Genomic DNA, 15,405 nt, shown 5'->3' with positions numbered 1-15,405 from the left:
AAAGCAGCACATAGGGTAATATGTGCTGCTTTTTTATTTTATGTAGTCGTATTACATTCGTATCGAGCAGAATCAAAAGAGCATAGCTCTTTTATCATGACCATCCATTAAGACTTCCTCTCTTTTTAAAACACTCTAAGCTCAATAATATGAAAAGTAGCATAAATCTATAGGGTTATGATTAAATTACTATTGATTGTTTACATTTTAAATGGCGTTTAATATCCGAGATAGCCCCTTAACGAAAAATCAGCGATCCTAGTTAAAATTAGATCTGTGTCTAATTTTTAAAATAAATGACTCAAATATTTCTCTATCAGGAAAATGTCAAAATCAAATTCACTACTCATATGGTGAATTTGATCGGTCAATACTTCTTTTTTTAGAATAACGGCTGAAATATCACTGCTCAGTATTGCTGTTATATGGTTATTTTACCTTGTTGTCATTATTCAAACTGAAAATATAATTTTTGAACTTTTGGTCAACGTCAAGTCGGTATGATGCTGAGTTTTAACCCTTTTAAAAAGTCTCTTTTTATAATACTTACTCTACTCCTAATAAGTTCATGTGGCGGCGGTGGTGGTGATTCTGCCCCTAGCACCAGAGCCCAAGGTACGATTACCGGTGTGGTTTTTGATGCGCCTGTGTCAGGAGCCACGGTGGAAATCTTTGAGTACAAAAATGGTTCTTTAGGGCGCAAGTTGGGTAGTGATATAACCTCAGCATCTGGCCATTATTCGATTGATATTGAATCAGCCTCTATGCCTCTCTATATATCAGCAAAGGGGGGAGGGTATGAGGATCCTTTCTCTCACAATGCTGTTTATGGCAGCAAAGGTAAACCTGTCTATTTGGCGAGCGTGACTAATTACAGTGAGGGCAGCACCCAACAGGTTATGGTGACGCCGCTGACGTATCTAGTGACAGGATTGACCGAATATAGAATTAAGCAAGGTCGAGCAGCTAACAGTACTATTACATCCTCTGTAAAAGATGTTAGCGAATTATACGGCTTTGATGTCAACACGACCCAGCCAGTAGATCTTACATTAAATGTGACATCTAATGTCACCAATGGGCATAAATATGGAGCAGTGCTGGCGGCATACTCGTCATACGCTTGGGAGTTTTTAAAGCCTAATTCTGATGAAGGCAAAGACACCTATACCTCTTTGCATCTTGCAGATCTCGGGTATCAAGATATTACTTTTGATGGAAAGCTCAATGGTCTAAAGCGCGACGAAGGTGGGCAGTTCTCAGATGATGTTGAGTTTGGTAGCAAAGCAACGCTTGATGCAGACTTCTACACACATATTATTGCCCAACACATTATGTCTGCGGTCAGTAACCCCGAAATTAATAGAACAACAGGGTATCAGGACTTTGCTGATTTTATTAAAAGTCCAAGTTTTGACCAATATAAAGCCTTGGCTGATGAGCTAAGCAAGGTAAATGGTTCAAATGAAAACCCAGATGAAATCTTTCCACAGCGTTATAACCCTGGTGAGCAGCCACCTAGTATTGATGATACGCCGCCAACGGTAGATTACCCGAAAGAGGGCGATGTTCTTGCTGGTCAGGATATTATTGCTTTAAACCTAGCGGATAATGTGGGATTAGCGTCAGCTAGGGTTGTGGTTGCATATAAAGAAGACAAGCTATTTGATTCATGGACGGAGTTAGGCTGTCCATTTGGACAAGAAAATGCTCAGCTAAACTGCTGGGTTGACGATAGCAACTTTACTGTGGGTAAACGTGAAGCAAGTCTTACTGTTCATCTCAATACTGAGGTGCTAGGGGATGGCAATACCAATAGTGACTCTGATGCCAAGCTATTGGTTTATGTCTCTGACATTATAAATCAGAGTGAAGAAGAGGTTAGCGTTGATATTAAATGGGATAACTCTGCCCCAGTTATTGTGGTTACGTCTGCAGAATCTGTAAACAGTCTGCCAACTGACTATTTACTTACTGGTTATGTTAAAAAAGATCCTCAATTACTCGAAGATAGGTCTGTATGGATTGCTTTATCGTCTGGCGAGTATAGTAAATATTCTTGTTCTAACTATCCAAGTGGCTCTGCAATATGGTGTGGATTTTCTTATACAGAATCGGGGCTTAACTTTGACCAAAGTGTTGCTTTTTCGATTCGCGCCAAAGATATATATGGAAACCAAGCTACTAAAGAGTTTATTTTGTATCAGGACGTAATGGCTCCAAAAGTAAGTTTAACTTACCCTGACGCTCAATTTAATTTCCAAAGACTTGAGGGAGAATCTTTCCCGAGTATATACGAATCGAGTACCTACACCAAAGAAAATGTTGAGGATGCAACTAAATACTTGCTGATTGACTATGACTATGCTTCGAAAGGTGCGAGACAAGTATTTTCTGATTTAGACTTAACCAAACTTGAGAACCCAGATGTTTTCCAGAGAAACTCATTACCTTATGTAACTTTGACAATTTCAGATGAAAATGGCACTTCTGCTGATAATTTAAAGGTGACCGTTGAGTATTACTCGAAAAGGAGAGGTGAAGCTGAATTTATTCTTCGTGGTACAAGGGTACAAACAGCAAGTGAAGTAACAGCCGATAATGTTTACTTTCCGTTTAATTTAAACAAAGGTAACGATTCGTTTTTACCCTCTATGACTCTTTACATCCCTTTTTCTAGAGATGCTTTTAAAGATGAATTTGCCAAAGCTTTGTCTAGTGATATCCAAAAGCTACGAATAACGGTAGAAGATGCTGCAGGCAATCTCAGTTACAACAAAGAAGCAACGGGCGGTAATCAAGGCACATTAATAGAGGCATTTTTTAGGTCGACCTTTGACAAACCAGTTGTAACCGTTGTGTCACCCTTTAGTAACGCAAGGGTAGTACTGGCAGGGTTAAATGCTTCTACAGGTGCCTTTAATTTAATAAAAACCTGTGATGCAGCCCTTGGTGATGAAGGTAAAGATATTGTTAAATGTCTCTTAACTCGTGAACAAGAGCGGGAGTTTTATAAAGTGTACTTGGATGACTTTTCAGCATCTGGTGAACCACACTATTTTCAGTGGAGCAAAGATATCAAAACCCTAGTTGATCTTAGCTATGAGGTTCTTGGTGATGATATTGATGGTGACAAAGTACCAGTACATAGTTTTAGTGCCTACTTTGTGCCAAACAAAGATACCACAATTTATATCACTGAGTTTGCCAGCTACCATGCAGGTTTGTTTGACAGTCAATGGGATGAATTAGAGGACGGTGATAAAACGGCCGCCAAGGCCAAAGAGATTCTTTCTCAAGTTAATAGTGCATTGGTCACTCAATCAGACTCTATGTTGGGGTTTGATCCTGTTCTTACACCATATGCTTCCACCAAGGAACTCGACGAAGAAGGAGTTCCGGCAAAATTAGCATCCAAGCACATCTACCGTTTTCTTTTGGAAGGTTTAACGGAACTAGCGAATGCGAACTACGCTACCAGTGTTGATTATGCGAAAGCCTTTTATCGCGATCTTTCTAAGGATGGTAAGGCCGACGGTCAGGGCAGTATTTATGATGACCAAGGGAATGAATCAACAGGCCAGATAATCCTCGGTGATTCAGGCAAGGCGTTAGGTCCAGATACCTACCGTAAAGATCTTGCAGAGGCTTATTATGGGGTTGCCACGTCTTATGATGTTGAACGCAAAGACGCGCTCAATCAGGCTGATCATTTCGCCAAAGCGAACCCCATATATGCCGATGACAATGTATTTAATCAAGAAGGTAGCAGTATAGATAACACCCCACCTAGTATTTCGGTTCAACCAAATGAACAGCAGTCAGACGGCGCGTTTTTTGGTGATGGTTCGACTTACACTATATCAGGAAAGATAGAGTCAAAGGTCACTATTACCGATGATAAAACAACAGTAAAAATAAATGAAGGGGACTTCACTGTCTTCTGGGTAGATCCACAAGGCACAGAACATGAAGCTACGGACACTAAATTTGAGCGTAGCGATGATTCGACGGAATATACGGAGACTTATAACTTTGTTATCAACTCCAAGAGTGATAAGTACCATGAAGCAAAACAATTTAATATTGTTGTTAAAGCACAAGATAGTATAGGGAATTTCGATTCCCAAACCTTTGTGTATTTGGTTGATAATCAAATACCAGTAATTAAACGTGTAACTGTCGATCCTGAATTTCCTGTGGTGGATACAGAAGCTGAATTTACTGTCGAGTTTGAGGAACCAGTGACGTTAGAGCCGGGTACTGTCAAAATCGGTGGAGCTGAGATAAGTTTTGAAAACCCCCAAGAATACAGAACTGTATGGCAATCTTCCGCTCGTGTATCGGTTGAAGCAAACAAAGAGTCCACGCAGTTGACTATCGACTCGTCATATTTCGACCGGGTTAGAAATCAAGGTACTGAGGGTTATGAGCAAACAATTTTTGTTGAGCCTTTGATCACTATAGATAATGTTACAGAAAATAATGAGGTAAACGCTGAAGAAGACGATGTGGAACATGTAGTGATCAGCGGCACAACCAAAGGTTTCAAACGAACAGCGCTGTTAACCGTTGATCTTGTCTCACATAAGGAAGGTCGTGAAGGTACTGATAAAGTGTCTGGTCTGAAGGTTAATCTTGATTCTAATGGGCGATGGGAAACCGATCCGATCAATATGTCTACATGGGAGTATTCTGAATTTACCGTCACTGTCAGCGGAAAGTACGCCGAAGGCGAGCGTAGTGTTGTAGCAACCAAAGAAGCTCTATATGACGACAAGATCAAACCAGAGGTGGTTGGTACCCTAATCTCATATGATGGGGAGGAATTTGAAAACGTCTTGGTTGATGATAAAAGTGCTAAGGTTACGCTGACATTCAATGAACGCGTGACGATACCTACGGCATATTTGAATGGGCAGGCTATTTCATTTGAAGAGACCGATTTTTCTAAAGTGTGGGTAGGTACAACAGAGCCGCTAATGCTGCCAAGTGGTCGTGCTACAGCCCCTCTCATAGTTGTTGAAAGAACTTACCAAGATACCCGTCCACAAGGCAATTTTGGTGAAGGATATACTACAGATATTCCATTAAAGCCTGTGATTACGCTGAACGACATGGGTGGTAGTATCAACGCCTCTGATGCGACGGAGTTTATCGTCTCAGGCACCTCCAAAGGGTTTCAGACCGGAGCAGAGCTGGAGGTGTTGGTCGAAAATGATGCCAATAATGGGCAGGATTACCATCAAACAATCCAAGTTAACCAGAATGGCGATTGGCAAACTAAACCACATGATATCTCGGACTGGTATCAAGGCACGATTACCATTACGGTGACGGGTAAAAATAGTGCAGGTCAGGAGACTGAACTGAGCAGAGATGTAGTTTTTCGAGACAACAAGAAACCCACGGTGACGGGGGTAACGGAAGTGACACCGAGTGCTCCTCAGGATGGTCAGCTGGTGAGTTTGAAGGTGCATTTTAGTGAGCCGGTGAAGGAGTTGGATGGAAGCTTTGCGGGCGTATCCATGAGGTTTAGTAAAGCTTCAACCGATGAGGCGGCGTCAGTGTGGCAAGGGGTGACAACCGGCCCCATCACGGTTGGAGCGGGTAATGCGATAGCCGAGCTTGTATTGAGCCAATTTAAGGATGTGTCGAACAACAATGTTGAGAGCGAATATCGTCAATCGTACACGGTGATGCCGGAGATAAGTATTTCTGACGTGAGTGGTGATAACCGAGTTGAGACTACCGAGCTTGCGGATGTGTTGATCGCGGGCGGCACAACAGGGTTTGCGTCGACAGGTGAGAGTGTGACTTTACAGGTGATGCGTGGGGCAACCGAGCTCATTAACGAGCGGGTAAGCGTCAACGGTGACGGCAGTTGGGGGTATCATGCGAATTTAAGCGGCGAAGAGATTGGTGATCTGACGATTAGAGTGAACGGCAGTAACCGAAGTGGCGATCCCTCGAGTGTGGCCGCAGAGGAAGCCACTTCATCTTTTACGATTATTGATTTGGTTCGTCCCACGGTGACGGGGGTAACGGAAGTGACACCGAGTGCTCCTCAGGATGGTCAGCTGGTGAGTTTGAAGGTGCATTTTAGTGAGCCGGTGAAGGAGTTGGATGGAAGCTTTGCGGGCGTATCCATGAGGTTCAGTAAAGCTTCAACCGATGAGGCGGCGTCAGTGTGGCAAGGGGTGACAACCGGCCCCATCACGGTTGGAGCGGGTAATGCGATAGCCGAGCTTGTATTGAGCCAATTTAAGGATGTGTCGAACAACAATGTTGAGAGCGAATATCGTCAATCGTACACGGTGATGCCGGAGATAAGTATTTCTGACGTGAGTGGTGATAACCGAGTTGAGACTACCGAGCTTGCGGATGTGTTGATCGCGGGCGGCACAACAGGGTTTGCGTCGACAGGTGAGAGTGTGACTTTACAGGTGATGCGTGGGGCAACCGAGCTCATTAACGAGCGGGTAAGCGTCAACGGTGACGGCAGTTGGGGGTATCATGCGAATTTAAGCGGCGAAGAGATTGGTGATCTGACGATTAGAGTGAACGGCAGTAACCGAAGTGGCGATCCCTCGAGTGTGGCCGCAGAGGAAGCCACTTCATCTTTTACGATTATTGATTTGGTTCGTCCCACGGTGACGGGGGTAACGGAAGTGACACCGAGTGCTCCTCAGGATGGTCAGCTGGTGAGTTTGAAGGTGCATTTTAGTGAGCCGGTGAAGGAGTTGGATGGAAGCTTTGCGGGCGTATCCATGAGGTTTAGTAAAGCTTCAACCGATGAGGCGGCGTCAGTGTGGCAAGGGGTGACAACCGGCCCCATCACGGTTGGAGCGGGTAATGCGATAGCCGAGCTTGTATTGAGCCAATTTAAGGATGTGTCGAACAACAATGTTGAGAGCGAATATCGTCAATCGTACACGGTGATGCCGGAGATAAGTATTTCTGACGTGAGTGGTGATAACCGAGTTGAGACTACCGAGCTTGCGGATGTGTTGATCGCGGGCGGCACAACAGGGTTTGCGTCGACAGGTGAGAGTGTGACTTTACAGGTGATGCGTGGGGCAACCGAGCTCATTAACGAGCGGGTAAGCGTCAACGGTGACGGCAGTTGGGGGTATCATGCGAATTTAAGCGGCGAAGAGATTGGTGATCTGACGATTAGAGTGAACGGCAGTAACCGAAGTGGCGATCCCTCGAGTGTGGCCGCAGAGGAAGCCACTTCATCTTTTACGATTATTGATTTGGTTCGTCCCACGGTGACGGGGGTAACGGAAGTGACACCGAGTGCTCCTCAGGATGGTCAGCTGGTGAGTTTGACGGTGCATTTTAGTGAGCCGGTGAAGGCGTTGGATGGAAGCTTTGCGGGCGTATCCATGACGTTCAGTAAAACGTCACCCGATGAGGCGGCGTCAGTGTGGCAAGGGGTGACAACCGGCCCCATCACGGTTGGAGCGGGTAATGCGATAGCCGAGCTTGTGTTGAGCCAATTTAAGGATGTGTCGAACAACAATGTTGAGAGCGAATATCGTCAATCGTACACGGTGATGCCGGAGATAAGTATTTCTGACGTGAGTGGTGATAACCGAGTTGAGACTACCGAGCTTGCGGATGTGTTGATCGCGGGCGGCACAACAGGGTTTGCGTCGACAGGTGAGAGCGTGACTTTACAGGTGATGCGTGGGGCAACCGAGCTCATTAACGAGCGGGTAAGCGTCAACGGTGACGGCAGTTGGGGGTATCATGCGAATTTAAGCGGCGAAGAGATTGGTGATCTGACGATTAGAGTGAACGGCAGTAACCGAAGTGGCGATCCCTCGAGTGTGGCCGCAGAGGAAGCCACTTCATCTTTTACGATTATTGATTTGGTTCGTCCCACGGTGACGGGGGTAACGGAAGTGACACCGAGTGCTCTTCAGGATGGTCAGCTGGTGAGTTTGACGGTGCATTTCAGTGAGCCGGTGAAGGCGTTGGTGGGAAGCTTTGCGGGCGTATCCATGACGTTCAGTAAAACGTCACCCGATGAGGCGGCGTCAGAGTGGCAAGGCGTAACAAATGGCCCCATCAGGGTCGGAGCGGGCAATGCGATAGCCGAGCTTGTGTTGAGCCAATTTAAGGATGTGTCGAACAACAATGTTGAGAGCGAATATCGTCAATCGTACACGGTGATGCCGGAGATAAGTATTTCTGACGTGAGTGGTGATAACCGAGTTGAGACTACCGAGCTTGCGGATGTGTTGATCGCGGGCGGCACAACAGGGTTTGCGTCGACAGGTGAGAGTGTGACTTTACAGGTGATGCGTGGGGCAACCGAGCTCATTAACGAGCGGGTAAGCGTCAACGGTGACGGCAGTTGGGGGTATCATGCGAATTTAAGCGGCGAAGAGATTGGTGATCTGACGATTAAAGTGAACGGCAGTAACCGAAGTGGCAATCCCTCGAGCGTGGCCGCAGAAGAAGCCACTTCATCTTTTACGATTATTGATTTGGTTCGTCCCACGGTGACGGGGGTAACGGAAGTGACACCGAGTGCTCTTCAGGATGGTCAGCTGGTGAGTTTGACGGTGCATTTTAGTGAGCCGGTGAAGGCGTTGGATGGAAGCTTTGCGGGCGTATCCATGACGTTCAGTAAAACGTCACCCGATGAGGCGGCGTCAGAGTGGCAAGGCGTAACAAATGGCCCCATCAGGGTCGGAGCGGGCAATGCGATAGCCGAGCTTGTGTTGAGCCAATTTAAGGATGTGTCGAACAACAATGTTGAGAGCGAATATCGTCAATCGTACACGGTGATGCCGGAGATAAGTATTTCTGACGTGAGTGGTGATAACCGAGTTGAGACTACCGAGCTTGCGGATGTGTTGATCGCGGGCGGCACAACAGGGTTTGCGTCGACAGGTGAGAGTGTGACTTTACAGGTGATGCGTGGGGCAACCGAGCTCATTAACGAGCGGGTAAGCGTCAACGGTGACGGCAGTTGGGGGTATCATGCGAATTTAAGCGGCGAAGAGATTGGTGATCTGACGATTAGAGTGAACGGCAGTAACCGAAGTGGCGATCCCTCGAGCGTGGCCGCAGAGGAAGCCACTTCATCTTTTACGATTATTGATTTGGTTCGTCCCACGGTGACGGGGGTAACGGAAGTGACACCGAGTGCTCCTCAGGATGGTCAGCTGGTGAGTTTGAAGGTGCATTTTAGTGAGCCGGTGAAGGCGTTGGTGGGAAGCTTTGCGGGCGTATCCATGAGGTTCAGTAAAACGTCACCCGATGAGGCGGCGTCAGTGTGGCAAGGGGTGACAACCGGCCCCATCACGGTTGGAGCGGGTAATGCGATAGCCGAGCTTGTATTGAGCCAATTTAAGGATGTGTCGAACAACAATGTTGAGAGCGAATATCGTCAATCGTACACGGTGATGCCGGAGATAAGTATTTCTGACGTGAGTGGTGATAACCGAGTTGAGACTACCGAGCTTGCGGATGTGTTGTTCGCGGGCGGCACAACAGGGTTTGCGTCGACAGGTGAGAGCGTGACTTTACAGGTGATGCGTGGGGCAACCGAGCTCATTAACGAGCGGGTAAGCGTCAACGGTGACGGCAGTTGGGGGTATCATGCGAATTTAAGCGGCGAAGAGATTGGTGATCTGACGATTAGAGTGAACGGCAGTAACCGAAGTGGCGATCCCTCGAGTGTGGCCGCAGAGGAAGCCACTTCATCTTTTACGATTATTGATTTGGTTCGTCCCACGGTGACGGGGGTAACGGAAGTGACACCGAGTGCTCTTCAGGATGGTCAGCTGGTGAGTTTGACGGTGCATTTCAGTGAGCCGGTGAAGGCGTTGGTGGGAAGCTTTGCGGGCGTATCCATGACGTTCAGTAAAACGTCACCCGATGAGGCGGCGTCAGAGTGGCAAGGCGTAACAAATGGCCCCATCAGGGTCGGAGCGGGCAATGCGATAGCCGAGCTTGTGTTGAGCCAATTTAAGGATGTGTCGAACAACAATGTTGAGAGCGAATATCGTCAATCGTACACGGTGATGCCGGAGATAAGTATTTCTGACGTGAGTGGTGATAACCGAGTTGAGACTACCGAGCTTGCGGATGTGTTGATCGCGGGCGGCACAACAGGGTTTGCGTCGACAGGTGAGAGTGTGACTTTACAGGTGATGCGTGGGGCAACCGAGCTCATTAACGAGCGGGTAAGCGTCAACGGTGACGGCAGTTGGGGGTATCATGCGAATTTAAGCGGCGAAGAGATTGGTGATCTGACGATTAAAGTGAACGGCAGTAACCGAAGTGGCAATCCCTCGAGCGTGGCCGCAGAAGAAGCCACTTCATCTTTTACGATTATTGATTTGGTTCGTCCCACGGTGACGGGGGTAACGGAAGTGACACCGAGTGCTCTTCAGGATGGTCAGCTGGTGAGTTTGACGGTGCATTTTAGTGAGCCGGTGAAGGCGTTGGATGGAAGCTTTGCGGGCGTATCCATGACGTTCAGTAAAACGTCACCCGATGAGGCGGCGTCAGAGTGGCAAGGCGTAACAAATGGCCCCATCAGGGTCGGAGCGGGCAATGCGATAGCCGAGCTTGTGTTGAGCCAATTTAAGGATGTGTCGAACAATGGTGTTGAGCATGAATATCGTCAATCGTACACGGTGATGCCGGAGATAAGTATTTCTGACGTGAGTGGTGATAACCGCGTTGAGACCACCGAGCTTGCGGATGTGTTGATCGCGGGGGGCACAACAGGGTTTGCGTCGACGGGTGAAAGCGTGACTTTACAGGTGATGCGTGGGGCAACCGAGCTGATTAACGAGCGGTTAAGCGTCAACGGTGACGGCAGTTGGGGGTATCATGCGAATTTAAGCGGCGAAGAGATTGGTGATCTGACGATTAGAGTGAACGGCAGTAACCGAAGTGGCGATCCCTCGAGTGTGGCCGCAGAGGAAGCCACTTCATCTTTTACGATTATTGATTTGGTTCGTCCCACGGTGACGGGGGTAACGGAAGTGACACCGAGTGCTCCTCAGGATGGTCAGCTGGTGAGTTTGAAGGTGCATTTTAGTGAGCCGGTGAAGGAGTTGGATGGAAGCTTTGCGGGCGTATCCATGACGTTCAGTAAAGCTTCAACCGATGAGGCGGCGTCAGTGTGGCAAGGGGTGACAACCGGCCCCATCACGGTTGGAGCGGGTAATGCGATAGCCGAGCTTGTATTGAGCCAATTTAAGGATGTGTCGAACAACAATGTTGAGAGCGAATATCGTCAATCGTACACGGTGATGCCGGAGATAAGTATTTCTGACGTGAGTGGTGATAACCGAGTTGAGACTACCGAGCTTGCGGATGTGTTGTTCGCGGGCGGCACAACAGGGTTTGCGTCGACAGGTGAGAGCGTGACTTTACAGGTGATGCGTGGGGCAACCGAGCTCATTAACGAGCGGGTAAGCGTCAACGGTGACGGCAGTTGGGGGTATCATGCGAATTTAAGCGGCGAAGAGATTGGTGATCTGACGATTAGAGTGAACGGCAGTAACCGAAGTGGCGATCCCTCGAGTGTGGCCGCAGAGGAAGCCACTTCATCTTTTACGATTATTGATTTGGTTCGTCCCACGGTGACGGGGGTAACGGAAGTGACACCGAGTGCTCTTCAGGATGGTCAGCTGGTGAGTTTGACGGTGCATTTCAGTGAGCCGGTGAAGGCGTTGGTGGGAAGCTTTGCGGGCGTATCCATGACGTTCAGTAAAACGTCACCCGATGAGGCGGCGTCAGAGTGGCAAGGCGTAACAAATGGCCCCATCAGGGTCGGAGCGGGCAATGCGATAGCCGAGCTTGTGTTGAGCCAATTTAAGGATGTGTCGAACAATGGTGTTGAGCATGAATATCGTCAATCGTACACGGTGATGCCGGAGATAAGTATTTCTGACGTGAGTGGTGATAACCGCGTTGAGACCACCGAGCTTGCGGATGTGTTGATCGCGGGGGGCACAACAGGGTTTGCGTCGACGGGTGAAAGCGTGACTTTACAGGTGATGCGTGGGGCAACCGAGCTGATTAACGAGCGGTTAAGCGTCAACGGTGACGGCAGTTGGGGGTATCATGCGAATTTAAGCGGCGAAGAGATTGGTGATCTGACGATTAAAGTGAACGGCAGTAACCGAAGTGGCAATCCCTCGAGCGTGGCCGCAGAAGAAGCCACTTCATCTTTTACAATTATTGATGTGGTGGCGCCCATAGTTAGTGAAGGAATGTCTCTTTAATCTCAATTCCTGACAAAAGGCAAAGTTAAACACCATCACCATTGAATAATTAGCAATGAATAAGGCTTGATGGAGATGCTAAGTATGTCCATCAAGCCCTAATACCCACTCTTTGTGACTTTACTTCTCGTTTTAGCACTCTATAGCTATGGAAGTGTAAAATATAACCTATGTCACGGTTTTTAAATTTTTATTTTATAAACTCCACACCTGGTATTGAGATAGATAAGATCCTTAGGACTTTGCATGAACAAAACATTGATTTCGCTGTTACTCACTGGTGCATTGGCATTCGGTGCGTCAGCACCTGCAACCGCAGATTTAGAGCACGCTGTACAGGCTTCTGCCCAATACACGGATCTGGTCACAAAACGTGAGGTCGTCGATAAGCTGTTAAATGATGCGGTAAGCGCATTTAAGTCGCCTGCACGAGTCTCTCATGCTGGTTTTACGGCAAAAATGCCAAGTAATATGGAAATAGTGACTGATCGCCTTTTGCAAGCATATCAACTTGAACCTTATCGAACGGATCTGCTGATTTCGGCTGCGAATGCGCAGATTTATAACAAGAACGTTGATCGAGCGATCGAATTGTTCGAACAAGCTTTATCTGTCGCACCTGATGATATTGATTTGCACGCGTATCTCGCCGTGTGGCAAAAATTTAACGGTAATGAAGCAGAGTCTCAAAAGCATAGGCAGGCTCTGGCCAAACTCAATGCTGGGAAAGCGCAAGATTTAACCCGCATATTCCAAACCATCGATCGCGTGGTTGCTACTCCGCTAAAAGAGAAAGCAGATAAGGGTGCTCTTGATAAAAATGGCGCGATTGTCACTCTGGGTTATGCGCTTAACCCTGATGGCTCTATGCACTCCATTTTAATTGAACGGCTTGAGACAACGTTAAAGCTTGCGCAAGCGAACCCGAAAGCACTGATCGTACTGACAGGAGGCGTGCCGCAAAACCACAAAACGGAAGGCAAACTGATGGCCGATTGGCTAATAGCCAAAGGAGTGAGTGCGGATCGCATTATTGAAGAGAACTACGCTACTAGTACGGTCGGTAATGCGTTGTTTAGTAGTTATGCTCTTGCAAGACACAAGATAAAACACGCGACAATCATCAGTTCTGCCAGCCATGTTCGTCGTGGGCAGGTACTGTTTGAAATTGCCAGTTGGCAAACGGGTCCTAGCGGCATTACCTTTGATACGCTTGCGTACCCAGACAAACCACTTAAAGAGTTAAAACAAATCAGTAAGGGTGAGCTGCTGGGTATTTATCGTGATGCGCTGCGTACCTATGGTATGTGGAGCTATCGATCTTACCCGCTTGAATCAAGATAAACACTATGGGTGAGCGTCATTAATGGCTCACCCTTGTTCGAAGAGACTTGGTTTGAGAACGAGCATTTTTGGACTTTAACCGCTTTTCATTTGCCGCCCTGCTTGGTTTTTTTGGGCGGCGTTTTTTCTGCACTTGGACTGCGCTACGGATTATCTGTGCCAGCCGCTCCAGAGCGTCCTCTCTGTTTTGCTCCTGAGTTCGAAATTGCTGCGCTTTTATCGTGAGAATGCCTTGTTTCGAAATTCGAGAGTCACTGAGTGCCATCAACCCCTGCTTGTAAATGTCTGGGAGTGAGGAGTGAATGATGTCGAACTGGAGATGTATTGCTGAGGAAACCTTGATGTTTAGCGATTTCAAAGTATGCCAGACGGTGTTTTCTGATGATGGGGATGCTTTATCGGTGGAGCATGTTGGTTGACCTATCCATAAAATTGATGGTTGGGATGAATGTTATTATTGATGTTGTCGATAAATCAGATTTTGGATAGATCTCCCCTACGTGATGGCTTCGCCACGCCTACTCAGTGCCTCATTGACGAGCGGCTGTCGGCCTATCCCAGCATGGAAAACGGCAACGTGCAGTCGGCAACCACACAGAATGCACTCAAAGGGATCCACTCTTAAAAAACGTTTGATCATCTGACCGTATCGAATAGGGGAAGCAGGCTCTGGGTGGCGCGCCATACCTAGAGCACTGCGTACTGTCGGTAACACCTCTCCCACGACACGATTGGCGAGAAAACCAAAATAGCGGATCATGCGAAAACCATGCTCAGGGATGTGTTGCAAAAACCGTCTTATAAGCTCTATTTGGCTCACATTCTCGGTTTCGTATCGACCTGTATGGTGATCAAGGTAGCGAAAGGACAGGGTTGATTCTCCACGATAATGCGCCAATCTGGCCCCTGATATGGGAGGACGTTTAAGATAGCGGCCGAGATAGTTAATGGTCGCTCTGGGATGTTGAGTTTTCTTAGCGAAATGGACATGCCAGAAGCGTTGTCTCTGGGTGTTGATAAAGCGTCTAAATTCATCGTAATCACGACAGGACTGCTCCGAATTTTCCATTTCAATCGTGTCATACTGTGATAACAGGAAGTCACAGAGTTGGTTTCTCCAACGCTTTTCTACCTTTTGATGACAATAGCTGAGCGCTTTCCAGTCTCCATCGGTGTTTATTCCGCCTAGCGTCACGGATGCATGAACATGAGGATGCCAGGTTAGGCGTCGACCAAAGGTATGAAGCGCACAGAAAATACCGATTTTTAACCCTTTCTGTTTTGCTGCATAAAGAAGGTTGTCCACCGCGAGTTGAGAGAGCTTATCGAGCCAATGTCGATTCAAAAGGAATAAGGGCCAAAAGACGTCAGGCATGGTGAACGTCATGTGCATCCAAGGGCAGTGAGGAAGTCGATTCACCTGCTGAGCTATCCAGTTGTCGGTGGATTTTTTACCACAACAGGAGCAAGCGCGACTCGAACACGTAAACCAAATATCTTTACCATGTGGGCAAGACTCATTCTCACACTCCACTCTTTTCCCGCCGAGCAGTGACATACCACAGGCTAACATTTTTGTGACTTCCGCGACTTCCACGTCTCGCAGGCTAGGGTCATTCTCGAACATTGTCGTTCAGGCTTTGTTGTACTCAAAAAGGAATTTGATAGGCCTAGGTTGATAAGGTTGGTTGACAGAAGTGCGAGTAGCCATGGGTAGTAAAGGTTATCGGAGCATCATCATAGCAAATGGAGAGCCTGATTATACGCCTAAACCTATCACGTACCCAATTACAGC

Annotated in this window: 2 protein-coding genes and 2 pseudogenes; 2 read left to right on the top strand and 2 right to left on the bottom strand. The window is 47.4% G+C overall.

Translation table 11 applies throughout. The features are described 5' to 3' along the window. Positions 1 to 500: 500 nt before the first annotated feature. Positions 501 to 12,266, top strand: coding sequence for a tandem large repeat (locus FIV01_RS17485; protein ID WP_152432257.1), 11,766 nt, complete (start codon positions 501 to 503; stop codon positions 12,264 to 12,266). Between the two features lie 246 nt (positions 12,267 to 12,512). Then, the gene (locus FIV01_RS17480; RefSeq protein WP_152432256.1) at positions 12,513 to 13,610 is read left to right on the top strand and encodes a YdcF family protein; all 1,098 of its coding nucleotides are present in this window, start codon (positions 12,513 to 12,515) and stop codon (positions 13,608 to 13,610) included. Between the two features lie 19 nt (positions 13,611 to 13,629). On the opposite strand, the pseudogene arfB reads toward FIV01_RS17480, so the two are convergent. Both arfB and FIV01_RS17470 read right to left on the bottom strand, forming a co-directional pair. After that, positions 13,630 to 13,950 (bottom strand): annotated as a pseudogene (arfB, locus tag FIV01_RS17475) (alternative ribosome rescue aminoacyl-tRNA hydrolase ArfB); the annotation flags it as partial. 156 nt (positions 13,951 to 14,106) lie between these two features. Beyond that, positions 14,107 to 15,321: pseudogene (locus tag FIV01_RS17470) on the bottom strand (IS91 family transposase). Positions 15,322 to 15,405: the final 84 nt, after the last annotated feature.

It is taken from the genome of Vibrio aquimaris, from assembly GCF_009363415.1.
Classification (GTDB): Bacteria; Pseudomonadota; Gammaproteobacteria; order Enterobacterales; family Vibrionaceae; genus Vibrio; species Vibrio aquimaris.
This window is presented reverse-complemented; position numbering and strand designations above follow the sequence as displayed.